The sequence below is a fragment of the Bradyrhizobium sp. CCBAU 21365 genome (assembly GCF_015291305.1).
Classification (GTDB): Bacteria; Pseudomonadota; Alphaproteobacteria; order Rhizobiales; family Xanthobacteraceae; genus Bradyrhizobium; species Bradyrhizobium elkanii.
In genome coordinates, this window is the sequence record NZ_CP030036.1 from 132600 (window position 1) to 156085 (window position 23486).

The 23486-nt window shown below is 64.8% G+C and carries 20 protein-coding genes, 1 tRNA gene and 1 pseudogene; 15 read left to right on the forward strand and 7 right to left on the reverse strand.

Annotation, left to right across the window (positions count from 1 at the left end; translation table 11 throughout):
• Positions 1-31: 31 nt before the first annotated feature.
• Complete coding sequence (locus XI02_RS00605) at positions 32-2815, reverse strand: autotransporter outer membrane beta-barrel domain-containing protein (RefSeq protein ID WP_172646239.1); 2784 nt, start codon at positions 2813-2815, stop codon at positions 32-34.
• Between the two features lie 450 nt (positions 2816-3265).
• On the opposite strand from XI02_RS00605, the gene XI02_RS00610 reads away from it, so the two are divergent.
• A complete protein-coding gene (locus XI02_RS00610; RefSeq protein ID WP_172646238.1) occupies positions 3266-4534 on the forward strand; it encodes an MFS transporter in 1269 nt (422 codons plus the stop codon).
• 57 nt (positions 4535-4591) lie between these two features.
• On the opposite strand, the gene XI02_RS00615 is transcribed toward XI02_RS00610, so the two are convergent.
• A complete protein-coding gene (locus XI02_RS00615) occupies positions 4592-5488 on the reverse strand; it encodes a LysR family transcriptional regulator (RefSeq protein WP_172646237.1) in 897 nt (298 codons plus the stop codon).
• 93 nt (positions 5489-5581) lie between these two features.
• Here XI02_RS00615 and styA point away from each other — a divergent pair.
• Together styA and XI02_RS00625 are read left to right on the forward strand one after the other, a co-directional pair.
• Positions 5582-6831 (forward strand): annotated as a pseudogene (gene styA / locus XI02_RS00620) (styrene monooxygenase subunit StyA).
• Between the two features lie 129 nt (positions 6832-6960).
• Positions 6961-7488, forward strand: a complete 528-nt coding sequence (locus XI02_RS00625) for a flavin reductase family protein (RefSeq protein ID WP_069279045.1) — start codon at positions 6961-6963, stop codon at positions 7486-7488.
• A gap of 456 nt (positions 7489-7944) precedes the next feature.
• On the opposite strand, the gene XI02_RS00630 is transcribed toward XI02_RS00625, so the two are convergent.
• Positions 7945-8031: transfer RNA gene (locus tag XI02_RS00630), tRNA-Leu, on the reverse strand.
• A gap of 146 nt (positions 8032-8177) precedes the next feature.
• On the opposite strand from XI02_RS00630, the gene XI02_RS00635 reads away from it, so the two are divergent.
• Positions 8178-9146 carry a complex I NDUFA9 subunit family protein gene (locus XI02_RS00635; protein ID WP_172646236.1) on the forward strand — a complete coding sequence of 323 codons (969 nt, stop codon included), beginning with the start codon at positions 8178-8180 and terminating at the stop codon, positions 9144-9146.
• Between the two features lie 183 nt (positions 9147-9329).
• Here XI02_RS00635 and XI02_RS00640 read toward each other — a convergent pair whose 3' ends face one another.
• Positions 9330-10136, reverse strand: a complete 807-nt coding sequence (locus XI02_RS00640; RefSeq protein WP_016839973.1) for an undecaprenyl-diphosphate phosphatase — start codon at positions 10134-10136, stop codon at positions 9330-9332.
• A gap of 263 nt (positions 10137-10399) precedes the next feature.
• Between XI02_RS00640 and XI02_RS00645 the strand changes: the two genes are divergently transcribed.
• From XI02_RS00645 to XI02_RS00655, 3 genes are all read left to right on the forward strand, one after another.
• Positions 10400-11092, forward strand: coding sequence for a glutathione S-transferase family protein (locus XI02_RS00645; RefSeq protein ID WP_016839974.1), 693 nt, complete (start codon positions 10400-10402; stop codon positions 11090-11092).
• On the forward strand, positions 11041-12237 hold the full coding sequence (gene queG, locus XI02_RS00650) for a tRNA epoxyqueuosine(34) reductase QueG (protein ID WP_172646235.1): 1197 nt from the start codon (positions 11041-11043) through the stop codon (positions 12235-12237). The genes XI02_RS00645 and queG overlap by 52 nt, the downstream gene beginning before the upstream one ends.
• A gap of 133 nt (positions 12238-12370) precedes the next feature.
• The gene (locus tag XI02_RS00655; protein WP_172646234.1) at positions 12371-13168 is read left to right on the forward strand and encodes an acyl-CoA thioesterase domain-containing protein; all 798 of its coding nucleotides are present in this window, start codon (positions 12371-12373) and stop codon (positions 13166-13168) included.
• 121 nt (positions 13169-13289) lie between these two features.
• Here XI02_RS00655 and XI02_RS00660 read toward each other — a convergent pair whose 3' ends face one another.
• Together XI02_RS00660 and XI02_RS00665 are read right to left on the reverse strand one after the other, a co-directional pair.
• Positions 13290-13757: a nuclear transport factor 2 family protein gene (locus XI02_RS00660; protein ID WP_016839977.1), complete on the reverse strand. Its 468-nt coding sequence runs from the start codon at positions 13755-13757 to the stop codon at positions 13290-13292.
• Between the two features lie 156 nt (positions 13758-13913).
• Positions 13914-14705 carry a carboxylesterase gene (locus XI02_RS00665; RefSeq protein WP_172646233.1) on the reverse strand — a complete coding sequence of 264 codons (792 nt, stop codon included), beginning with the start codon at positions 14703-14705 and terminating at the stop codon, positions 13914-13916.
• 229 nt (positions 14706-14934) lie between these two features.
• Between XI02_RS00665 and infC the strand changes: the two genes are divergently transcribed.
• From infC to rplT, 3 genes are all read left to right on the forward strand, one after another.
• The gene (gene infC / locus XI02_RS00670) at positions 14935-15474 is read left to right on the forward strand and encodes a translation initiation factor IF-3 (RefSeq protein WP_026192043.1); all 540 of its coding nucleotides are present in this window, start codon (positions 14935-14937) and stop codon (positions 15472-15474) included.
• Between the two features lie 436 nt (positions 15475-15910).
• On the forward strand, positions 15911-16111 hold the full coding sequence (gene rpmI / locus XI02_RS00675; RefSeq protein ID WP_008539890.1) for a 50S ribosomal protein L35: 201 nt from the start codon (positions 15911-15913) through the stop codon (positions 16109-16111).
• A gap of 75 nt (positions 16112-16186) precedes the next feature.
• A complete protein-coding gene (gene rplT, locus XI02_RS00680) occupies positions 16187-16546 on the forward strand; it encodes a 50S ribosomal protein L20 (RefSeq protein WP_018269297.1) in 360 nt (119 codons plus the stop codon).
• Between the two features lie 15 nt (positions 16547-16561).
• On the opposite strand, the gene XI02_RS00685 is transcribed toward rplT, so the two are convergent.
• Positions 16562-16972, reverse strand: a complete 411-nt coding sequence (locus XI02_RS00685) for a hypothetical protein (RefSeq protein ID WP_244980876.1) — start codon at positions 16970-16972, stop codon at positions 16562-16564.
• Positions 16973-17179: 207 nt separating this feature from the next.
• Between XI02_RS00685 and pheS the strand changes: the two genes are divergently transcribed.
• The 5 genes from pheS to XI02_RS00710 all read left to right on the forward strand — a co-directional run bounded on the left by pheS (position 17180) and on the right by XI02_RS00710 (position 23292).
• A complete protein-coding gene (gene pheS / locus XI02_RS00690; RefSeq protein ID WP_172646232.1) occupies positions 17180-18262 on the forward strand; it encodes a phenylalanine--tRNA ligase subunit alpha in 1083 nt (360 codons plus the stop codon).
• Positions 18263-18453: 191 nt separating this feature from the next.
• A complete protein-coding gene (locus XI02_RS00695; RefSeq protein WP_038372709.1) occupies positions 18454-18888 on the forward strand; it encodes an endonuclease domain-containing protein in 435 nt (144 codons plus the stop codon).
• Positions 18885-21293 carry a phenylalanine--tRNA ligase subunit beta gene (gene pheT, locus XI02_RS00700; RefSeq protein ID WP_172646231.1) on the forward strand — a complete coding sequence of 803 codons (2409 nt, stop codon included), beginning with the start codon at positions 18885-18887 and terminating at the stop codon, positions 21291-21293. Before XI02_RS00695 ends, pheT begins: the two co-directional genes overlap by 4 nt.
• Before the next feature lie 242 nt (positions 21294-21535).
• Positions 21536-22312: a sulfite exporter TauE/SafE family protein gene (locus tag XI02_RS00705; RefSeq protein WP_172646230.1), complete on the forward strand. Its 777-nt coding sequence runs from the start codon at positions 21536-21538 to the stop codon at positions 22310-22312.
• A gap of 35 nt (positions 22313-22347) precedes the next feature.
• On the forward strand, positions 22348-23292 hold the full coding sequence (locus tag XI02_RS00710) for an MBL fold metallo-hydrolase (protein WP_172646229.1): 945 nt from the start codon (positions 22348-22350) through the stop codon (positions 23290-23292).
• Positions 23293-23486 lie beyond the last annotated feature (194 nt).

A 23486-nucleotide genomic window follows, 5' to 3' on the forward strand; every position in this document is an offset into this window, starting at 1 on the left:
CACCGCCGCGCGCCCCCGCGAGGGCGCGCCATCACTGCCAGCTGACGCGCAGGCCGAAGCGGCCGGTGATATCCTCGCGATGGAGGCTATCCACCGAGGTCGTGTAGCCCGCGCTCGCATAGGCGCTGATCGTGCGATTGAGCTGCGCGGAGACGCCAGCGCCGATCTCGACGGCGGTGCCACGGCTTTGCACGCCGATCAGGTCCGTCGTCGCGAACGCGATGCTGCGGTCATTCGCGGCGGTGTGCCAGAGATTGGCCTCGAGATAGGGACGCAGTTCGGCCGTGCCGACGACGAAGGTTGCCGGAATGCGCACGCCGAGCCGCCCGGTCAGCGTATCGGCACTGTCGCGCGCGACGCTCGAGAACATGTCGCTGAAGCTGTCGAACGACTGCCGTTGCCAGATCAGCTGCGCCTGCGGCTCGATCGCGAGAAAGCTGTTGAGCGGGATCGGTGCGCCGGCTTCCAGCGATGCAGCGACGCCGGTGCCCGACACCCGCGCGCCGACCTGACGATCCGACTGCGGGCTTGCGCCGTAGAAGCTGCCCATCAGCACGGCGTCGACATACCAGCCCGACGGGCCGACATGGGTCCAGTAGCCGCCGATATTCTGGCTGTCGATCGAGAGCGTGCCGGTGCGGATGTCGTTCAGGCCGAGCGCGAAGCCGTTGATGGTGCCGCTGGCCCAGCCATACGCATAGAAGAAGCCGGCGCGATCATGATGCTCGGGCGCGGACTGGAAGCGCAGGATGTCGACGCCGACCTGCACGCCTGCCATGGTGCCGTCGAAGGCGGGGCTGACCGTGCCGGCCCAGCTCTGCGAGCTGTGCGAGCCATAGGCACGCGCCCACGCCGCCGGCTGTTCGCCGCCGCCGGTCAGCAAGGCCTGATCGCCCTGGCGCTGATGGAAGGTGCCGAGCGTCGCCAGCCCGAGCTTTTGCGCCACCTGCGGCAACGCCGAATAGACCGACACCTCTTCGCGGTAGAGCTGGACCGGCGCGGCGCCTGCCGGCGGCGGCGTCAGCGACGACAGATCCTCCGCGGGCAGCCCCGGAGGCGGCGGCACCACATTGGGCGATGAAGGCGGCGCCGGTGCAGGCGCAGCCGGCGGCGCAGGCGACGCCGTGCCGGGCAACAATGTCGAGCGCAGATACCAGTTGTTGGCGCTGCCGGCGGAAACGCCGCCGCGGAACAGCAGATATTCGTGCGCGCCCGCCACGACGGCGTTGGAGAGACCGAATGCGCCCGCAGCCGTGGTGCCGCCGTTGACGGCCTGCACCACCATGATGCCGTCGGCGGTGGTCAACGCGCCCGCGCCGCCGGCATTGGTGACGGTCACCGCGGTCGAGCCCGACGCATTGCCGCCGGAGATGACGAGCCGATCCGACGGCGACCCGTCGCCGCCAAGCACGGTGCGCAGATAGAGACCGCCGCTATTGCCGACATAGTTGCCCGCGATCGTCAGGCTGTTCGCGGCGGTGGCGCCGCCATTGGTCAGATTGATCACGCCGGCATTGGTGACGGTGATCGGCGGTCCGCCCGGAAACGGCGTGATCGACGGATTGGCGCCGTTGCCCGCCAGCAGGCTGGTGCCGGCCGCGATCGACACATTGCCTGTCAGCGACGTCTGCAGCGTCAGCGAACCGCTGTTGATGAAGGTGTTGGCGAAGGTGCCGGTACCGGCCCAGGTCCAGTCATTGCCTTCCATCGTCAGCGTCTGGAATCGCGCGAACGCATTGTCGACCGTGCCGCTGCCTTGCAGCCGCACCTGGTTGCCGCCGCCGCCGCCGTCGGCAAGGCCAACGATCTGTGAGCCGGTTTGCAGGATCATCGTCACCACGCCGCCGCCGCCCGCGAGCGCCGTGCCGCCGTTGCCGGCGATCAGGCCGGCATTGACGATGGTGGTGGCGCCGTTGAGCGTGCGGATTGCGGGTCCCGCCTGGCTGATGATCTTGCCGCCGGCGAGGTTCTCGATGCGTGCGGTGAACGACGATCCGGCGGTGTTGGAGAACACGCCGTCGGCATTGACGCCGCGCGCCTCGATCGTGCCGCTGTTGCGCAGGACGCCCGCATTGCCTTGCATGAACACGGTGTTGTTGGCGGTGCCGCCCGCATCGCCACCGGTCGTCAGCAGCGTGCCGGTATTGGTGATGGTCGCAAACTGGCCGGCGGAGAAGATCGCACGGGCGCCTGCGCCGGCCGTGGTGATGGTGCCGCTATTGGTGAAGGTGTTGCTGTCGCCGGTCTGCACAAAAAGGCCGTGCGATTGCGGGCCCTGGGTGGTGATCGTCCCGGTATTGATCAGCGTGTTGTTGTTGTGCTGCGTGAGACCGGTGATGGCAAGGCCGCGCGAGGTGCCGTTCTGCGTCGTGATCGTGCCGTTGTTGATCAGCGTGTTGCCGTTGCTGCTGGCGGCGATCGCATTGCTGCCGGCGCCCGAGGTCGTGATCACGCCCGACGCGGCGTTGGTGAAGACATTGCCGTCGCCACTGCCGAAGATGCCGGTGCCACCACCGCTGATGGTCAGCGTGCCGTTGTTGGTGGCGGCGCTGCCGGAGACAAGGCCGATCGCGGTCGCTCCGGCGCCCGGCGTGATGCCGGCGCCCTGCAGCACGTTCACGGTGACGTTCGAGCTGCCGGCAGCGGCCTGCACGCCGGTCGGCGAGGGATTCGGCGCGGCGGTCGAGCAGGTTACCGTCTGTCCGCTTGCTGGCGCGAGACTGTCGCAGGCCGCAAACGCCGACGAAGCGGACAACAGACAACCGCCCCCCAAGGCCGTGCACGACAGGATCGCCGCGAGCCGCGAGGAAACCATGCCCTTACTCCACCGTCGGCGTGAAGCCGAGCCCCCGGCCTCGCGCCATCTGCTACCCCCGCCCCGCTCTCAGCTTCCGCTGATCCGCTCCGTTCAAGCTTGAAACGATTTGCAGCGACCTGTTGCGCGGTCGCCACAGACGGAACCGTGAGATGCATCAGCACGATTCACATCCTTGACGTGCGTACGCTTTCAAGGTTGTGAAGTACAGCATTCACCCGTTGCAGTTATCGGCCGACACAACTGGAAACAATCGCCATGGCGTCTCGGGTGCGCCGCTGTCCCCATTTTCTCGCCAAGTTCGACGTGGGCACGCGGCCAAGTCGGCCAAGTCATTGCCGCCGCGCGTTCGATTTCGAGGGAACTGTTGCCCGCGCGCCCCATGAAATCCGACCGCGCCCTCCCTATCTGTTGCCGGCCAGCACCGGCCTCCCCAATGAAATGAACCTTATGTCCGACCAGACCATCGCCGCGCCGATCGACGACGACCAGCAGGAGCGCGGCTTTTCGCGCTACCAATCGTTCCTGATCGCGCTGCTGGCCTTCACGCAATTCACGCTGATCCTCGATTTCATCATCATGTCGCCGCTCGGCGCCATCCTGATGCCGTCGCTGAACATCACGGCCGGGCAATTCGGCGTCGCGGTCTCGGCCTACGCGTTCGCGGCCGGGATTTCCGGCGTCCTCGCCGCCGGCTTTGCCGATCGCTTCGACCGCAAGCAGCTGCTGCTGTTCTTCTATGTCGGCTTCATGCTCGGCACCGTGCTCTGCGCGCTGGCGCAGAATTTTCACGTGCTGCTGCTCGGCCGCATCGTCACCGGCGTTTTCGGCGGGGTGATCGGCTCCGTCGTGCTTGCCATCGTCACCGACCTGTTCCCGCTGCAACAGCGCGGCCGCGCGATGGGCGTCCTGCAGACGGCGTTCGCCGCGAGCCAGGTGCTCGGCGTCCCCGCCGGGCTGTTCCTGGCCAATCACTGGAACTGGCACATCTGCTTCGTGGCCATCGTCGGCCTGTCGATTGTCGCGATCGCGGCGATTGCGATCGCGATGCAGCCGGTCGATGCCCATCTCAAATTGCAGCACGACAGCAATCCGTTCCGCCATCTGATCGCAACCGTGGGGCAGCCGCGCTACACGCTGGCCTTCCTGGTGACCACGCTGCTCGCGACCGGCGGCTTCATGCTGATGCCGTTCGGCAGCGCCTTCACCGTGCACAATCTCGGCATCGACATCGTCCACCTGCCGACGATCTATCTCGTCTCGGGCCTGTTCAGCATCATCATCGGGCCGCTGGTCGGCCGCGCCAGCGATGCGTTCGGCAAATATCCGACCTTCGCATTCGGCTGCGTGGTGACCGTGATCATGGTGCTGATCTACACCAACCTCGGCCACGTCTCGCTGCTCACCGCGATCGTGGTCAACGTGCTGATGTTCATCGGCATCTTCTCGCGCATGATCCCGTCCCAGGCGCTGATGTCGGCGATCCCCGACGCCAGCCAGCGCGGATCGTTCAGCGCGGTCTCGGCATCCGTGCAGCAGCTGTCGGGCGGGTTGGGCTCGGTCTTTGCGGCGGCGATCATCGCGGAAGATCCCGACGGTTCGCTGCTGCATTTCGACCGGCTGGGCTATATCGTCGTCGCAACGACCATTATTTCGATGATCGCGATGTATTTCGTCCAGCGGCCGATCGCGCGACGCGCGGGCCGGCGGATCGTGTGACGGCAGGGGCGGCGGCGATCGCCAGCGCTCTCAAATTCCAAGCATCGGCCGACGTGTTCAGCCAATCGCAAACATGTCGGCACGCTCAATGATCAGATCGCGGAATAGTCTCGCGCGATGCGACATCCAATGCGGGTCAGGATAGACGAGATGCATCGGTAGCGATGGTACCGCATAATCCGGCAGCAGATGAACAAGCCGGCCCGCGGCGATGTGTTCGACGGCGCACCAGCTTGGCAGCACCGCGACGCCGAGCCCCTCAACCGTCGCGAGCGTCATCACGTCGGCGTCGTCGCAGTTCATGGACGGCGCGATCTCGACCACATGGCGGCCGGTCTCGGCTTCGAACGTCCACTGATTCCGCGGGGACAAGCGCGAATACGTTATGCTCGGCATGCGGCGCAGATGGTCGGGGAGGAGCGGGGCCTGATGCCGTGCGAGCAGTGAAGGGGCCGCCACCAGGAGGCGCTTGATGGTGCCGACCCGCCGCGCCACCAGCGAGCTGGAGTTCAGCATTCCGATCCGAACTGCCAGCTCCGTCCCGGTCTCCACCAGGTCGACGAACTGCTCGGTGAAGCTCACGTCGAGCCGCACGTCGGGATAGCGGTAAAGATATTCTGCGAAGATGCCGCGGAAAAAATAACGACCGAACGAGGTCGGCACAGTGATCCGCAAGGTCCCCGACGGACTGCGAACCCGGCTCTGCGCCGGCGTGCTGGCACTTTCCAACAGCGCGACGATATCCTTGGCGAGCTTGAGCACGCGATCGGCCTCCGGCGTCGGACGAACCTTGCGCGTGGTGCGGACAAACAGCCGGCAGCCGAACTCCGCCTCCAGCAGCGCCACTCGCTTGCTGATGGCCGGCTGTCCGAGGCCCAGATCGCTCGCGGCCTGGCTGAAGCTGCCGGCCTCCATCACCCGAATGAAGGTTTGCAGCGCATCGATCCGATCCATGCATTCCTCCCAGGAATTTGTAATATTCTTATCATTCCCTACAAGAACACAGTCGATCCGGTCTAGCTTCTCGGCAACCAGGGAGGATCAACAATGAACAAATCGATCGGGATCGTCGGCGCCGGGATCGGCGGCCTGCATCTGGCTCTTTATCTGCAACAGCATGGAATCCAGGCGACGGTGCTGACCGACCGCACTCCGGAGCAGTACGCCTCGGCACGGCTGATGAACACGGTCGCCCACCACAGCGTCACCATCGCGCGTGAGAACGAGCTAGGCGTGAACCATTGGGATGACGCGGCCACGATCTACCACCACCACGACCATTTCTTTAACTTCCCAGGCAACGGGCTGCTGTTTCGCGGCGCGTTCAAGAAGCCGAGCCGGGCAGTGGATTACCGCATGTACCTGCCCGCGCTGATGAAGGATTTCGAGGATCGCGGCGGCAGCATCGAATATGCCAGCATCCAGGACGACGACATCCCGGCTCTGGTTTCACGCTTTGACCTTCTCGTCGTGTCGACCGGCAAGGGGGCGCTCGGGCGAATGTTCACCCATCGGCCGGAGTTGTCCCCCTACAGCCAGCCACAGCGCCTGCTCTGCGTGGGCCTCTTTGACGGCGTCGATCACGGCAGCCCGGACGGTGACGACCCGCGCGGTGTCACGCTCTCGGTGTCGCCCGGACATGGCGAGATGATCGTCATTCCGACGCTGTCATTCAACGGCATGAAGACGGCGCTCCTGATGGAGAACATTCCCGGCGGCGACATGGCCGATCTGGTCTCGCTGAGCTACGACGCGGACCCCGCAGCCTTCCGCCAGACAATTCTCGACAAGCTGGAAAAGCATCATCCGCACACCTACGACCGGATCGACACCCATCGCTTCGGGCTTGCCCAGCCGCTCGACCTGCTGCAAGTGCGGTGGTGCCGACCGTGCGGCAATCGTCGGTCGCCTTCGATGGCGAGAAATTCGCCGTCGCGCTGGGCGACGTCCACTCAGTGGTCGACCCGCTGATGGGCCAAGGCGCCAACATCGCCTCCTACGCCGCCTTCGAACTCGGCAAGGCGATCGTGGAAACGGTGGCCTTCGACGCTCGCTTCATTGAGGAGGTGGATCGCGCCCGCGAAAATCGCGTGTTCGCGGCTGCGCGCTGGACGAATCTGATGCTGCGGCCGCCGTCCGAGGCGATGGGTCGGCTGATCCTCACCATGGCGCAGGACCGAGAACTCTGCGACGAGTTCACCGATAATTTCAACTACCCGGAACGTCAGTGGGATCGTGTCGCGACCGACAAGCGCATCCACGCTTGGATCGACAGGCGCGCGCCGCTCGCCGCCTGACGCAACAATGATCGCGAGCCGGCCGTACGGTCCACTTGCACCAGGCAGCGGCTGCGTGCCGACAAACCATCTCTCGAGCCACACGCCGAAAGGCGCGACCTCTTGCCGTTTCGCCATGGAGCGCCATCGATGAACCCGCATCCCGATCCGGCGAGCTTCCGGGCGGCCGCTGCGCGATTCCCCACAGGCGTGACAGTCGTGGCGAGCATCGACCGCGACGGCACTCCGGTCGGCATGACGGCCAACAGCTTCACAACCGTCTCCACCAAACCGCCAACCGTGCTGGTGTCGGTGATGCGAGGGCGGACCTGGCAGGCGATCATGGATTCGAAGCGTTACGCCGTGAATGTGCTTCACGCGGAAGATCTCGCACTCTGCGCGCACTTCTCCGGCGGGCCGCGGGCCGAAGGCTCGCCATCGCTGGTCAAACGGGAAGAATTTCCCGTCCTGTCGCAAGCGATCGCCCAGTTCGCTTGCGACGTGGTCCGATCAATCGACGTCGCCGACCACACGCTGTTCATTGGCGAGGTCCGCTGGTGCCGGCAGCGAGACGGTTCCCCGCTCGCCTTCTATTCCAGCCGATTCTGCAACGGGCTCGGTGCGGCGATCATGCCCGCGGAGACCGTCGCCTATCCCGCCGACGGATGGGCGATCTAAGGCGAAGCGCGAAGGCTTTGCTCGACGACCCCTGGAGCACCCGAAAATTGCAGCGCACTGGAGCGGCGGCCGACGAGCGCCAGCTGAGCAGGATGCGCTAAGCTCGTCTCAAAAGCCCGTTCAAAGGTGTTGGAATGAAGATCGGGAACAGAGTCGAAGTCGTAGCAATTCCAAAAGCGCTGCCGGAAACATAGAGAGGCAGGCGTTATTCGTGAAGTGCCTCGGCCGCCATTTTTCCGATCGTCGATCTCAGAGGACGCCTGGTCGAACTCGAAGGTCGAGGAGTCCAGCTACATGCACTCGATTTGGATCGAACGAGATTACGTCCGTCGCGTCTAACGACGAGAAATGGGGGCCAACGGTATAATCGCTGTCTCGCCTCTACCCTCGCTGGGTGACGGCTTCGCCGCACCCACCCTCCGGATACTGAGCGATTTCAATCGCTTAAAAAGGGGGTGGTGCCCAGGAAAGGACTCGAACCTTCACGGCCGTTAAGCCACTGGCACCTGAAGCCAGCGCGTCTACCAATTCCGCCACCTGGGCATGTGGAGCGGCTTAGTAAGGATCGGTTGCGCGCTTGTCAAATTCGCGATTGGAAATTCAAATACCCTGTACAGGATAAGGCCGATGGCGTATCGCCAGACGGTTAACCCACGTCAATCGCTCTCGAATCCCACAGGAATCACCCCATGGCATCGAACCTGGACACGCTCGTCACGGTCTTCGGCGGATCGGGTTTTCTGGGGCGGAACGTGGTCCGGGCGCTCTGCAAGCGCGATTACCGCGTCCGAGTCGCGGTGCGGCGGCCTGAACTGGCCGGCCACCTGCAGCCGCTCGGCCGTGTCGGACAGATCCATGCCGTCCAGGCCAATGTGCGCTACCCGGCCTCGGTCGAGGCGGCGATGCGTGATTCGCATATTGCCATCAACCTGGTCGGCATCCTGGCCGAGGGCGGCGGGCAGAGCTTCGATGCGGTGCAGGTGAAGGGCGCCGAGACCATCGCCAAGGCGGCGGCTGCTGCCGGTGGGCGGATGGTCCATGTCTCGGCGATCGGGGCCGACGCGGATTCGCCCTCGAGCTATTTCCGGGCCAAGGCGGAGGGCGAGGCGGCGGTGCTGGCGGCCTTGCCACAGGCCACCATCATGCGGCCGTCGCTGCTGTTCGGGCCCGAGGATCAGTTCACCAACCGGTTTGCGGCGCTGGCACGGATGTCGCCGGTGCTGCCGCTGGTCGGCGGCGGGGTCAATACCGTGCAGCCGGCCTATGTCGGCGACGTCGCGAACGCCGTGGCCGATGCCGTGGACGGCAAGGCGAAGCAGGGCGCAACTTACGAGCTCGGCGGGCCGGAAGTGCTGACCATGCGCGAGGTGATGCAGATCATCCTCAAGATCATCCAGCGCGATCGCTTGCTGGCGCCGCTGCCGTTCGGCCTCGCCAAGTTCCAGTCGTACTTCCTGCAGTTCGCGCCGGGGCCGTTCACGCTGACGCCGGACCAGGTCGCGATGCTGCGTTCGGACAATGTGGTGTCCGACGCCGCCAAGGCCGCCGGCCTGACCTTCGCAGGCCTCGGTATCTCGCCGGATTCGATGGAAGCGATCGCCCCGCAATATCTCTGGCGCTTCCGCGCGGCGGGTCAGTTCCAGAAGAAGAGCGCGTAGGCGTTACCGCGGAAAGACTGCGCCCCCTCTCCCGCTTGCGGGGGAGGGTTGGGGTGGGGGTTTCACCGCAAAACGACTCTCTTGGTGTGGAAAGAGCCCCCACCCGGATTGCATCTGCGATGCAATCCGACCTCCCCCGCAAGCGGGAGAGGTGAAGACCGCTGACGCGGTGAGAGCTGTTCCTTACCGTCCCATCGCCAGCGCGATCAGGCCGAGCGTGCCGACGATCACGCGCCACCAGGCGAAGAAGGCGAAGCCGCGGCGGGTGACGAAGTTGAGGAAGGCCCGCACCACGATCATCGCGGTGATGAACGACACCACGAAGCCGACCGCGATCACGCTGAGATTGTCGGAGGTGAAGTCAGCCCGGTTCTTGTAGAAATCATAGGCGAACGCGCCGACCATGGTCGGGATCGCGAGGAAGAACGAGAACTCCGCCGCCGAGCGCTTGTCGGCGCCGAGCAGCATCGCCGCCACGATGCTGGCCCCCGAGCGCGACACGCCGGGAATCATCGCCAGGCACTGCGCGACGCCGATCCAGAAATACATCAGCAGCGGGAAGCGCGTCGCATCGTCCTCGTACACTTTGAGATCGAGCTGATCGACCCACAGCAGCACGGCGCCGCCGACGATCAGCGTGAAGCAGACCACCCACGGATTGAACAGGAACTCCTTGATGTATTTCCCGGCGATCAGGCCGATCACGACCGCGGGCAGGAACGCCACCAGCACGCCGATCACGAAGCGGCGGTCGTCGGGATTGGTGAACATGCCGAGCGCCACGCGCCACAATCTGACGAAATAGAGCGCGACGATCGCGAGGATCGCGCCGAGCTGAATCAGGATCGCAAAGCTCTTCCAGAAATTGCCTTCGCCCAGATTGAAGAAGCGCTCCGCAAGCAGCAGGTGGCCTGTCGAGGAGACCGGCAGGAACTCCGTGACGCCCTCGACGATGCCGAGAATCACCGCCCGCAGCATATCCGTCATCATGTTGTGGCCTGCCCTGTGTGGAAAACGGGATTCTTCTCGCTTATTCGCACATTGGCCGCAATCGCAAAAAATCGTCAAACAATGGGTTACCCGGCCGATTTGCTGAGCTATAGCGTTTTTGTGACCCGCACCATCTGCGGGGATGGCTACCGGTTTGCGTGCTGACGCGACATAGAGACGACCGGAACTGGTCTGGCCAAAGCACAGGTCCAGGCCGCACAGGTTGATGATTTCTTAAGCGCCGCGAAACTACCAAGGGCTTCATGTATACGCTGTATCACCATCCGTTCTGTCCGCATTCGCGCTTCATTCGGCTCGTGCTCGGCGAGTATGGGCTCGACTTGCGCCTTGTGGAGGAACGGGTGTGGGAGCGGCGCGAGGCGTTCCTGGCACTCAATCCGGCGGCCACGACGCCGGTGCTGATCGCCGAGGGTTTTCCGCCGATTCCGGGTGCACCCGTGATCGCCGAATATGTCGACGAAGCGCATGGCCTCGATGCCGGCGACCGGCGGCTGTTGCCGACGTCGACGGCCGAGCGCGTCGAGGTGCGCCGGCTGATGGCGTGGTTCAACGAGAAATTCTTCGAGGAAGCCTCCAACCCGCTGGTGACCGAGCGGATCTACAAGCGCTTCATGAGCGAGGACAATGGCGGCGGCCCGCCGGCGCCCGACATCATGCGCGCCGCCAAGGTCAATGTGCGCTATCATCTGAGCTATATCGGCTGGCTGGCGAAGACGCGGAACTATCTCGCCGGTGACCGCCTGACCTACGCGGACCTCGCCGCCGCGGCGCATCTCTCGGCGATCGACTATCTGGGCGACGTGCCATGGAGCGAGGACGACGCGGCAAAGTCGTGGTACGCGCGGGTGAAGTCCCGCCCGTCGTTCCGCCCGCTACTCAGCGAATGGCTGGCGGGGGTGCCAGCGTCGCGCACCTATGTGGACCTCGACTTCTGAATCCGGCAGTCAGGCTCTCCCCTTCCGATCTCAAGGCAGCGCTTCAGCGCGAGGCGCATGCGCTCGGCTTCGATGCCATCGGCTTCACCGCGCCTGACGCGACCAGCGAGGCCGGAAAATATTTCCTCGAATTCCTCGGCTCCGGCGGCCATGGCGACATGGACTGGCTCGCGGTCAATCCGGAGCGGCGCACCGATCCGCGCCTGCTGTGGGGCGGCGTGCGCTCGATCATCATGCTCGGCGTCAATTACGGGCCCGACGAGGACCCGCTCGATATCCTTGCGCGCCGGTCGCGTGGCGCGATCTCGGTCTATGCGCAGGGCGACGACTATCACGACGTGATCAAGAAGCGGCTGAAGGTCCTGGCGCGCTGGCTCGCCACGATCACCGGCGATGAGGTGAAGGTGTTCGTCGACACCGCCGCGGTCATGGAGAAGCCGCTCGCCCAGGCGGCCGGCATCGGCTGGCAGGGCAAGCACACCAATCTGGTGTCGCGCGAATTCGGCTCGTGGCTGTTTCTCGGCGCGATCTATTCCGCAACCGAGCTGCCGCGCGATGATGCCGAGGCCGATCATTGCGGCAGCTGCCGCGCCTGCCAGGACATCTGCCCGACCGCGGCGTTTCCCGCGCCCTACAAGCTCGATGCGCGGCGCTGCATCTCGTATCTGACGATCGAGAACAAGGGTCCGATCCCGCACGAATTCCGCAAGAGCATCGGCAACCGCATCTATGGCTGCGACGATTGCCTCGCGGTGTGTCCGTGGAACAAGTTCGCGCAAACGGGACGCGAGCAGAAGCTCGCCGCGCGCGATGCGTTGCGTGCGCCCGCGCTTGCCGATCTCGCACGGCTCGATGATGCCGCTTTCCGCGCGCTGTTCACGAAGTCGCCGGTCAAGCGTATCGGCCGCGACCGCTTCATCCGCAATGTGCTGATCGCGATCGGCAACTCCGGCGATGCAAGCCTTGCCGCTGAAGCGCGGCGTTTGCTCGACGATGCGAGCCCGCTGGTGCGCGGCGCCGCGGTGTGGGCGCTGTCGCAACTGATCACGCGCGATGCGTTCGCGGCGCTGGCGTCGCGCGCCGGCGGCGAGCTCGACGTCACGGTGCAGCAGGAGTGGCGCATGGGCTCCGTCCCCTCATCCTGAGGAGCGCGCAGCGCGTCTCGAAGGATGAGGCCACAGACCGGGCCTCATGGTTCGAGACGCCACTACGCGGCTCCTCACCATGAGGGTGAAGAGTCTTGATTTCAGCACGCCATTCCCGTCATGGTCGCGCGCCATGACAAACCAGCCCTTCTTCACCAGGCACGGCGACGGCTTCATGCCGACACCCGTTGCGAACGGACCGTGGAGTCCGGAATCCCTGCACGGCCGCGTCGTGATCGGCCTGCTCGCCTTGGTCATCGAGGAGCGCCACGGCTCCGACGATTTCGTCCCCGCGCGGCTGACGGTCGACATGTTCCGGCTGCCCAACATCACGACGCCGATCGAGGTGACGACCAAGCTCGTGCGTGACGGCATGCGCATCAAGATGATCGAGGCCGAGTTTGTCTCCGGCGGCACCAGCATGGCGCGCGCCTCCTGCCAATTGTTGCGCAGGACGGAAAATGCACCCGGCAATGTATGGTCACCGCCGAACTGGCAAGTGCCGGCACCGGCCGAGATTCCGAAGCCGACCGATCCGAGGCTCGGCATGAACGGCAAATGGGAGACGCGGCCGATCGTCGGCCATATGGGCTCGCTCGGCGAGCGACGACTGTGGATGAGCGAGGTGCGCGAGCTCGTCGCGGGCGTGAAGATGACGCCGTTCGTCCATGTCGCGACCGGCGCGGATTTCGCCAGCCCCTTCGCCAATGCCGGCGACCAGGGGCTCGGCTACATCAACAGCGACGTCACGATCTATCTGCATCGTTTGCCGGTGACCAACTGGATCGGCTTCGAGGTCGTCAACCACCACGCCACGGACGGCATCGCGATCGGCGAATGCTGGCTCTATGACGAGAAGGGCCCGATCGGCACCTCCACCGTGGCGGCGCTCGCCCAGCGCAAGCCGATGACCAATCCGCCGCCGCCGTGACTGTCATTCCCAGGTGCGCAATTGCGCACCTGAGGGCGATGCGCAGCATCGAACCCGGAATCCAGAAATCATCGATCGAGATTCCGGGTTCATCGCTGCGCGATGCCCCGGAATGACAGCACTAAACGAGATGCCGCTGCATCTCCGGCCGCGCCTTAAGCTCCGCGCCCTGCTTGCCGACGATCTTGGCGATGCGCTCCGGCGCGAAGTTCAAATCGACGAAAGCCGGCGCGGTGTTGGCGACCTCGTGGTACTCTGTGATCTTGCCGTCACGCAGCCGCATGATCGCGACGCCCTCGAACATCGCGCGCGCCCCCTTGGCTTCCGGCAAGGTCGAGCGGTAGCTGAACGTGTAGCGTGCGTAGAGCGTGGTGCCGTCGCTGACGGGATCGTGCATCACCCAACGGAAATCGGTCGCGGTCCGGTAGAACCAGTCGTCGATCATCTCGGCGATTCTGCCGTGGCCCTTGAAGGCACCGTAGAACACATCGTGATAGACGCCGTCCTCGGTGAAGAGATTTGCAAAGGCCTTGCCGTTGCGCGCTTCGACCGCGTCGCAGAACGCGCGCAGCATCGTTGTGGTTTCCATGACGTCTCTCTCCGGTGCTTGTGACCATCCTTCGAGGCTCGCTTTGCTCGCACCTCAGGATGACGCCTGCTTCCGTAGCCGTCACCCCCGCGCAACGGCGAAGCCGTTGTCGCTGGAGGAGGCCGCGAAGCGGCCGTCTCGAAGGGCGGGGCGTGGCTAGATCTCCGCCACCGCGGCGATGATCCGGGCGATGTCCTGCGGACGCGACAAGCGGTGGTCGCCGTCCTGGATCATGGTCAGCACGACGTCCTCGGCCGGCAGGCGGTGCACCAGCGCGAACGCGTGCTTCCACGGCACGTCGGGATCCTGCGCGCCCTGCAGGATGCGCACCGGGCAACCGACGTCGATCTTGCTGCCGAGCAGCAGGTGGTTGCGGCCCTCCTCGATCAGATTGCGGGTGATCGGATAGGGCGTGCCGTCGCCATATTCGGACGGACGCAGCCACATGCCCTTGGCCTCGATCTCGGCGCGGACCTCCGGCGAGAAGGCCTTCCACATCAGCTCCTCGGTGAAGTCGGGCGCCGGCGCGATCAGCACGAGGCCGGCGAGCTGTGCTTTCCCGTTCCCGCGCCTGGCGATCTCCCGCGCAAGCAGCAGCGCCATCCAGCCGCCCATCGAGGACCCGATCACGACCTGCGGCCCGCTGCAGAACTGCGAGAACACGGCCACGCTCTCCTCGAGCCAGCGGCCGATGGTGCCGTCGGCGAACTCGCCGCCGGATTCGCCATGGCCGGAATAGTCGAACCTGACGCAGCTGCGGCCGTGCTCGGCGGCCCACGCGTCGAGCGCCAGCGCCTTGGTGCCGGCCATGTCGGACTTGAAACCGCCGAGCCAGATCAGTCCCGGGCCGCCGCCGGCACGGGCCCGCACCGCGATCCGGCGTGCTTCACTGCCCTCGCCGACCTCGATGAAGGCAGGTTCCTGTTCCGATGCGGCGGTTTGGCTCATGGTTCGGTCACTCGCGTGTCAGACATCTGCTTTTCAATTGTCGCGCGGCAGCGGTCAACGGCTGTAAGCCCCGCCTTGCGGAGCAGACGCGCCCGCTATATGTGCCGGGCGTGGCCAAAATGCCTCGCAATTGGCGGTTTTGCCGCTTAAAGAAGCGAGTTCGCTTGCCCGTCGCAGCATCTTGCTTCAAAATATCCGCCTTCCCTTTCACAACTTTGGAGAGTTACCCATTCGCCGTCCCAATAGAGCCCCGCCCACAGTCGCCAAAGAAGGGCCGCGCACCAATGATGAGATTCGCAACGCACAGATCCAGCTGATCGATGCGGAAGGTGTCAATCAGGGCACCGTCGAAACCATGGTGGCCATCAAGATGGCCATGGAAGCCGGCATGGATCTCGTCGAGATTTCGCCGAATACCAGCCCTCCCGTCTGCAAGATCATGGACTACGGGAAGTACAAGTATTCCGCGCAGAAGAAGGCTGCCGAAGCTCGCAAGAAGCAGAAGGTCGTCGAGATCAAGGAGATCAAGCTCCGCCCGATGATCGACGATCACGACTACGACGTGAAGATGCGCGCGATGCAGCGCTTCTTCGAGGAAGGCGACAAGGTCAAGATCACCTTGCGCTACCGCGGTCGTGAGATGGCGCACCAGGAGATCGGCACCAAGCTGTTGGACAAGGTGAAGGCCGACGTCGCCGAATTCGCCAAGGTCGAGCAGGACGCGAAGTTCGAGGGCCGCCAGGTCGTGATGGTGCTGGCGCCGCGCTAGTTCGAATTTGTCGCTTTGTTGAAATGAAATGGCCCGTCAGGCGATCTGGCGGGCTGTTTCGTTTCCGTAGCCCGGATGGTGCCAACCTCCCCTTGGAAAGGGGAGGTCGCTTTGCTCGCAAGAGCAAAGCGGGTGGGGATCTTCTCTCCACGAGCGCCGGCGTCTGCGGCTGACCCCCATCCCGACCTTCCCCCTTTCAGGGGGAAGGAGCAGGCCCATCCGACCCCGATTTCCCGCCGCAAACGTTGCAAAACCGCCGATCCTCTGTCATAAGCCGGGCCTTCGCCGCCCGGCTGATCAAGGGCTGCCGTGGCGACGTCTGGTGCAGGTTCTTTCAATTCGGAAAAAACCTTAGCACTTTCAACGCTCTAACGAGCATTTTAGCCGGCCGGACGCCTCTCGGGGCGATTTTCGTGCTGTGCGACAGGAGAGCCAAATGCCCAAGTTGAAGACCAAGTCGGGCGCTAAAAAGCGCTTCAAGGTGACTGCCACTGGCAAAGTCATGCACGCCCAGCGCGGCAAGCGCCACGGCATGATCAAGCGGACGAAGAAGCAGATCCGTCAGCTGCGCGGCACCCGCGTGCTGTTCAAGACCGACGGCGACAACGTCAAGAAGTATTTCTTGCCGAACGCCTGATCGCGCTGATCCGCTTGAACCCTCGCCGCGGCTGCGCGGCGCCCCGTCACCTCTTCCAGATCAAGGATTTCCGTCATGTCTCGCGTCAAACGCGGTGTGACCGCTCACGCCAAGCACAAGAAAGTCTACAAGGCCGCCAAGGGCTATTACGGCCGCCGCAAGAACACCATCCGCGTCGCCAAGCAGGCCGTCGAAAAGGCCGGCCAGTACGCCTTCCGCGACCGCAAGCGCAAGAAGCGCACTTTCCGCGCGCTCTGGATCCAGCGCATCAACGCCGCGGTCCGTCCGTTCGGCATGACCTACAGCGTGTTCATCAACGGCCTCTCCAAGTCGGGCGTCGTCGTCGACCGCAAGGTGCTGTCGGATCTGGCGATCCACGAGCCGGTTGCGTTCCAGGCGATCGCCGAGAAGGCCAAGGCCGCGCTGGCCGCCTGATCCTGGCGGGCGGCCCTAACGCGATTTGGGGCCCGCTTTCAGCGCCTTCTGCGAATAGCGCTGGGCGACGATCGCCCGGCAGAACACCGTGAACGAGCGGTACATGGTGCCGCTTTCGTTGTCGTATTTGTGGTCGCAGCGCTTGAGCTGGCTGGCATAGGCCTTCTTCTGCGGCGCTCTGAGGCCGGACAGGAAGTCCCCCTCGCACCTCTTCTCGACCACGGTGCCGAACTGGACGTCTCCGCTGGCGCCGTACTCGCACGCCTCGAAGATCTTCATCGCGCGGTTGCAGCTCGGCGCCTTCTGAAGCTCCGCGATGATGTCGTCCATCTGGGTCGATTTGGCGGGGCATTCCTCGGTTGCGGCATGCACCGTGGTGAGCATCAACAGCACCGCCGACATAGCCAGGCAAGATCGCAGCAACATCGCGTGGGCCTCCTTGAACTCCCCTTGGGTAGCCCGGCCTCCGCGCGGGGTTCAATGCTGCCGGCCATCGGCCCGAAATGACCGGCTTTTTGCTTGACGTTACCGCCTTCGGGCGGCGACAACCCAGCCGAATTTTGGCGCATGGTACCGGTTCGGGTAGCGGTACTTCCCACCAGATCATGCTCCGCTCAAGCGCAGGAATTGACCGTGTCCGACCTCGCAACGCTCGAACAATCCATCCTCGACCAGATCGCCTCAGCCGCTGACGAGGCCGCCCTCGAGGCGGTCCGCGTCTCGGCGCTCGGCAAGAAGGGCTCGATCTCGGCACTCCTTGCGACCCTTGGAAAAATGTCGCCGGAGGAGCGCAAGACCGAGGGCGCGAAGATCAACCTCGCCAAGGATGCGGTGACGCAGGCGCTCGCGGGCAGGCGCGACGTGCTGAAAGCAGCCGCGCTCGATGCGCGCCTCGCCGCCGAAACCATCGACGTCACGCTGCCGCTGCGCGAATCGCCGGCGGAGACCGGCCGCATTCATCCGCTGAGCCAGGTCTGGGACGAGCTCACCACGATCTTCGCCGACATGGGCTTTGCGGTCGCCGAAGGTCCCGACATCGAGACCGACGACTACAACTTCACCAAGCTGAACTTCCCCGAAGGTCATCCGGCGCGCGAGATGCACGACACCTTCTTCTTCAACCCGAAGGAAGACGGCTCGCGCATGCTGCTGCGGACCCACACCTCGCCGGTGCAGGTGCGCACCATGCTGACCCAGCAGCCGCCGATCCGCGTGATCTGCCCGGGCCGCACCTATCGCATCGATTCCGACGCGACGCACACGCCGCAATTCCATCAGGTCGAGGGCCTCGTGATCGATAAGGGTTCGCATCTCGGTCACCTCAAATGGATCCTGCACGAGTTCTGCAAGGCGTTCTTCGAGGTCGACCACATCAACATGCGGTTCCGGCCGTCGTTCTTCCCGTTCACCGAGCCGTCGCTCGAGGTCGACATCCAGTGCCGCCGCGACAAGGGCGAGATCCGCTTCGGTGAGGGCGAGGACTGGCTGGAGATTCTCGGCTGCGGCATGGTGCACCCCAACGTGCTGCGTGCCTGCGGCCTCGATCCCGACGTTTACCAGGGTTTTGCCTGGGGCATGGGCATCGACCGCATCGCAATGCTGAAATACGGCATCGCCGACCTGCGCCAATTGTTCGACAGCGACGTGCGCTGGCTCAGCCACTACGGCTTCAAGCCGCTCGACATCCCGTCGATCGCGGGAGGGCTGAGTACGTGAGTCTCGTTGAGTGCCCCGATGCGGCACGAGCCCCCACCCTGACCCTCCCCCGCAAGCGGGAGAGGGAATGGATGGAGTGTGCTCACCGGTCTCGAATGGACACGAAAACCCCCTCACCTCAAGCAGTCGAACTCCCTCTCCCGCTTGCGGGGGAGGGCTGGGGTGGGGGTCTCTCAGCACCGGAGTTGCTCATGGTCGATCCTGAACATCCGGACTGGAAGGTATCCACTCGACTGCGCGCAAATGCGCGTGCGCTCAGACGTAACTTGACTGATGCGGAGCGCATCCTCTGGTCGGAGCTGCGCGGCAATCGCCTGAACGGCGCAACCTTTCGCCGTCAGGTACCCATCGATAATTACGTCGCCGACTTCGTCTGCCACGCGGCAAAGCTGGTGATCGAACTCGACGGCGGTCAGCACTTTTCGGACGAAGGCGAACGCGCCGATGCCGCACGCTCAGCCGTCATTGAGACCAAAGGCTTCAAAGTCCTTCGCTTCAGCAATCTCGACGTCATGACAAATCGTGCAGGCGTCCTTGAAACAATCGCCGCTGCCATCGCGGAGAGAGCCCCCACCCTAACCCTCCCCCGCAAGCGGGAGAGGGGACAAGAGAAATCATCGTCATGAAGTTCACCCTCTCCTGGCTGAAGGAACATCTCGAGACCGACGAGCCGCTCGACAAGCTCGCCGACAAGCTCACCATGATCGGGCTCGAGGTCGAGAACATCGAGGACAAGGCGAAGGCGCTGGCGCCGTTCACCATCGCGCGCGTGATCTCGGCCGAGCAGCATCCGAATGCGGACCGGCTGCGCGTCTGCATGGTCGACACCGGCGACGGGGCTGAGCCGGTGCAGGTGGTGTGTGGCGCGCCGAATGCGCGAGCCGGGCTGATCAGCGTGTTCTCGCCGCCCGGCACCTACATCCCTGGCAAGAACATCACGCTCGGCGTCGGCACTATCCGCGGCGTCGAGAGCCGCGGCATGTTGTGCTCGGCGGCGGAATTGCAGATCTCGGAGGACCACGACGGCATTATGGAGCTGCCGGCGGACGCACCGCTCGGCAAGGGCTATGCCGACTGGGCCGGGCTCGGCGATCCCACCATCGAGATCAATTTGACGCCGAACCGGCAGGACTGCACCGGCGTGCACGGCATCGCGCGCGATCTCTCCGCCGCCGACATGGGCAAGTTCAAAGACCCCGGCATCAAGCCGATCAAGGGCGAATTCCCCTGCCCGGTCGAGGTGAAGGTGGAAGACGCCACGCTGTGTCCGGGCTTCGCGCTGCGGCTGGTGCGCGGCGTGAAGAACGGCCCGTCGCCGGAATGGCTGCAGAAGCGGCTGACCTCGATCGGCCTGCGTCCGATCAACGCGCTGGTCGACATCACCAACTTCATGACCTACGACCGCGCCCGCCCGCTGCACGTGTTCGACGCCAAGAAGGTGCAGGGCAATCTCACCGTCCGCCGCGCCAAGGACGGCGAGACGCTGCTCGCGCTCGATGGCCGCACCTACACGCTCGACAGCAATATCTGCGTGATCGCCGACGAGCACGGCGTCGAATCGCTTGCCGGCATCATGGGCGGCGAGGCCTCGGGCTGCGACGACAACACCACCGACGTACTGATCGAATCGGCGCTCTGGAACGAGATCAACATCGCGCAGACCGGCCGCAAGCTCGGCATCAATTCGGACGCGCGCTATCGCTTCGAGCGCGGCGTCGATCCGGCCTTCATGGTGCCCGGGCTCGAGCTCGCGACCAGACTGGTGCTGGAGCTGTGCGGCGGCACGCCGTCCGAGAACGTCGTGGTCGGCAAGCAGTTCGGCGAGGATCGCGTCATCGATTTCCCGCTCAGCGAAGTGAAGCGCCTTGCCGGCATCGAGGTGCCGCTGGTCGAGGTGAAGCTGATCCTCACCCGGCTCGGCTTCATGCTGGCCGGCAACGGCCCCGTGGTGAAGATCGCGATCCCGTCCTGGCGCACCGACGTGCACGGCAAGGCCGACATCGTCGAGGAGATCGTGCGCATCGTCGGCGTCGACAAGGTGCCGATGACGCCGTTCGAGCGCGGCGAGGAGCCGCGCAAGCCGGTGCTAACGCCGATGCAGCTGCGCACCCGCCGCGCCAAACGCGCGCTCGGCGTGCGGGGCATGGTGGAAGCCGTGACCTGGTCGTTCATCACCAATGACGCGGCAAAACTGTTCGGCGGCGGCCAGAGCGAGCTCGTGCTCGCCAACCCGATCGCGGCCGATCTCTCCGACATGCGGCCGAGCCTGCTGCCCGGCCTCGTCGCGGCGGTTCAGGCCAACATCAACCGCGGCTATCCTGACGTGGCGCTGTTCGAGGTCGGCCAGGTGTTCCGCGGCGACCGCCCGGAGGACCAGCTGGTCGCCGCGTCCGGCGTGCGCCATGGCTTCGCCTCGTCGAAGGGGATCGGACGGCACTGGACCGGCTCGGCCGTGGCGGATGCGATGGATGCCAAGGCCGACGCCTTCGCCGTGCTGGCGGCCGCCGGCGCGCCGATGCAGGCACTGCAGATCGTCCCCGGCGGTCCGGCCTGGCTGCATCCGGGGCGCTCCGGCACCATCCAGATCGGCCCGCAGAACGTGCTCGGCACTTTCGGCGAGCTGCATCCGCGCGCGGCCGAGGCGCTCGGCGCCGACGGCCCGATGATCGTGTTCGAGGTGATCCTCGAGCGCATCCCGCAAGGCAAGCAGCGGGCGACGCGCGCCAAGCCGGTGCTGGAACTCTCGGCATTCCAGCCGGTGTCGCGCGACTTCGCCTTCATCGTCGATCGCAGCGTCAAGGCGGGCGACATCGTCCGCGCGGCGCAGAATGTCGACAAGAAGCTGATCACCGATGTGACCGTGTTCGACGTCTACGAAGGCAAGGGCATCGATCCCGACAAGAAGTCGATCGCGATCGCGGTAACGATCCAGCCGCGCGAGAAGACCATGACCGACCAGGAGATCGACGCGGTCGCGGCCAAGGTCGTCACCGAGGTGACCAAGAAGACCGGCGGCACGCTGCGCGGGTGATGTGAACCACAGGCGGTCCATTGCACCGTCACCCTGAGGAGGCCGCGTAGCGGCCGTCTCGAAGGGTCGACGGCCCGGCTGTGGCCGATTCATCCTTCGGGGCTCGCTCCGCTCGCACCTCCAGCGACAAAGGCGAAGCCTTTGCGCGGGGATGACGGTCTGACAAAAGTGCAGTTACGTTAGAACCGTAGTGCGGGCGGGCACGCCGGACAGCAATTCGAACCTCACTTCCAGCCTCCCGCATGACCTCCTTCAGCCTGATCCCCTCCGACATCTCGACCAGCATCGCGCTCGCGATCTGTGCGATCGCCTTCGTGTCGGGGACGGCGCGCGGTTTCTCCGGCTTCGGCTCGGCGCTGATCTTCATGCCGCTCGCGAGCAGCGTCGCGGCGCCGCGGCTGGTGGCGGCGCTGCTGCTCGTCATCGACTTCATCGCTGCCACGCCGTTGCTGCCGAACGCCTGGACCCACGCCGATCGCAAGGCGACCGCAGTCATGGTCGCCGGCGCGCTGGTCGGCGTTCCCATCGGCACCTATTTCCTGACCGTGCTCGAGCCTGTCACCACGCGCTGGATCATCTCCTGCTTTGTCGCGGCGCTGCTCGCACTGCTGCTGTCGGGCTGGCGCTACCACGGCAAGGAGCACGTCGCCCTCTCCGTCGGCGTCGGCGGCCTCTCCGGCTTCTGCAGCGGCCTCGCGCAGACCGGCGGCCCGCCGATCGTCGCTTACTGGCTGGGACGCCCGATCTCGTCGGTGATCTCGCGCGCCAACATCGTGCTGTTCTTCGGCGCCTCGGATTTCTTCTCGCTGGTCAGCTACTGGTTCACCGGCCTGATCACGATCGAATCGGTCAAGTTCTCGCTGATCGTCGGCCCGATCTACGGCGTCGGCGTCTGGTTCGGCGCCACGCTGTTCGGCAAGGCGAGCGAAAAGGTGTTTCGCGCGATCTGCTACGCGCTGATCGCGGCTGCCGTCATCGTCGGCCTGCCGGCGCTTGATGGCATCTTGCGCGGCGGCTAGGGTCGCAGCATTCAAAAGAGACCAGGGAGACACCGATGATCGATCGCCGCAATGCATTGAAACTGGCGCTCGGCAGCGCCGCCGTGCTCGCGGCGCCTCACGTGCGCGCGCAAACCGACAAGGCGCGGACCCGCATCGTGTTCCTCGGCACCAAGGGCGGGCCACGCGTCGGCATCGGCGCTTCGAACCCCGCCAATCTCGTCGTCGTCAACGACACACCGTTCGTGATCGATTGCGGCATGGGCGTCAGCCGCCAGCTCGTGCGCGCGGGCGTGCCGATCCCGCAGGTCAAGTACATCTTCATCAGCCATCATCATTCCGATCACAATCTGGAATACGGCAATCTGTTCTACAACGCCTGGGCGGCCGGCCTCTCGACGCCGATCCATTCGTTCGGTCCCAAGGGCATCGAGGCGATGACCAAGGAATATTGGGAGCTGAACAAGTTCGACGTCGAGACCCGGATCGAGGACGAAGGCCGGCCCGATCCGCGCAAGCTGCTGATCGCGAAAGACATCAGCGACGACGGCGTGGTGCTGAAGACATCGGATGTCACCGTGACCGCGTTCCGCACGCCGCATCCGCCGATCACGGATAACTTCGCCTACAAGTTCGAGACGCCGGACGGCACCATCGTGTTCTCCAGCGACACCGCCTACAACCCGAAGCTCGCCGAGTTTGCCAAGGGCGTCGACGTGCTGGTGCACGAATGTCTCTACGTCCCCGCGGTCGATCGCCTGGTCGCCACGACCAAGAACGGCGCCACGCTGAGGAAGCATCTGCTCGACAGCCACACCTCGACCGAGGACGTCGGGCGCATCGCGGCCGCTGCCGGCGTGAAGACGCTGGTGCTGAGCCACTTCGTCCCCGGCGACGATCGGCAGGTCACCGACGATGACTGGACCCGGGACGTGAAGAAGAACTATCCCGGCCGCATCGTGGTGGCCAAGGATCTGATGGAGCTGAAGCTGCCGGTGTGAAAAGACAAATCATGTCGCGAGAATGCGGATTCATGATCACCTGCTGCGCAACATCCTCGGTGTCGTCCCTGCGAACGCAGGGACCCATAACCACGAATGGTTATTGCTGAACGATGGCGGAACGACGAGTCCCGATCACAACATCTGCTGCGGCGTATGGGTCCCTGCTTTCGCAGGGACGACACCGATTGTGC

Coding starts and splice junctions, on each gene's coding strand:
- XI02_RS00645 (WP_016839974.1), top strand. CDS start 10,400: ATGTATACGCTGTATCACCATCCGTTCTGTCCGCATTCGCGCTTCATT.
- XI02_RS00635 (WP_172646236.1), top strand. CDS start 8,178: ATGGCATCGAACCTGGACACGCTCGTCACGGTCTTCGGCGGATCGGGT.
- XI02_RS00660 (WP_016839977.1), bottom strand. CDS start 13,757: ATGGAAACCACAACGATGCTGCGCGCGTTCTGCGACGCGGTCGAAGCG.
- XI02_RS00710 (WP_172646229.1), top strand. CDS start 22,348: ATGATCGATCGCCGCAATGCATTGAAACTGGCGCTCGGCAGCGCCGCC.
- XI02_RS00615 (WP_172646237.1), bottom strand. CDS start 5,488: ATGGATCGGATCGATGCGCTGCAAACCTTCATTCGGGTGATGGAGGCC.
- XI02_RS00655 (WP_172646234.1), top strand. CDS start 12,371: ATGACAAACCAGCCCTTCTTCACCAGGCACGGCGACGGCTTCATGCCG.
- XI02_RS00695 (WP_038372709.1), top strand. CDS start 18,454: ATGGTCGATCCTGAACATCCGGACTGGAAGGTATCCACTCGACTGCGC.
- rpmI (WP_008539890.1), top strand. CDS start 15,911: ATGCCCAAGTTGAAGACCAAGTCGGGCGCTAAAAAGCGCTTCAAGGTG.
- XI02_RS00685 (WP_244980876.1), bottom strand. CDS start 16,972: ATGTTGCTGCGATCTTGCCTGGCTATGTCGGCGGTGCTGTTGATGCTC.
- XI02_RS00640 (WP_016839973.1), bottom strand. CDS start 10,136: ATGATGACGGATATGCTGCGGGCGGTGATTCTCGGCATCGTCGAGGGC.
- XI02_RS00705 (WP_172646230.1), top strand. CDS start 21,536: ATGACCTCCTTCAGCCTGATCCCCTCCGACATCTCGACCAGCATCGCG.
- pheT (WP_172646231.1), top strand. CDS start 18,885: ATGAAGTTCACCCTCTCCTGGCTGAAGGAACATCTCGAGACCGACGAG.
- XI02_RS00625 (WP_069279045.1), top strand. CDS start 6,961: ATGAACCCGCATCCCGATCCGGCGAGCTTCCGGGCGGCCGCTGCGCGA.
- rplT (WP_018269297.1), top strand. CDS start 16,187: ATGTCTCGCGTCAAACGCGGTGTGACCGCTCACGCCAAGCACAAGAAA.
- XI02_RS00610 (WP_172646238.1), top strand. CDS start 3,266: ATGTCCGACCAGACCATCGCCGCGCCGATCGACGACGACCAGCAGGAG.
- XI02_RS00665 (WP_172646233.1), bottom strand. CDS start 14,705: ATGAGCCAAACCGCCGCATCGGAACAGGAACCTGCCTTCATCGAGGTC.
- queG (WP_172646235.1), top strand. CDS start 11,041: ATGGCTGGCGGGGGTGCCAGCGTCGCGCACCTATGTGGACCTCGACTT.
- XI02_RS00605 (WP_172646239.1), bottom strand. CDS start 2,815: ATGGTTTCCTCGCGGCTCGCGGCGATCCTGTCGTGCACGGCCTTGGGG.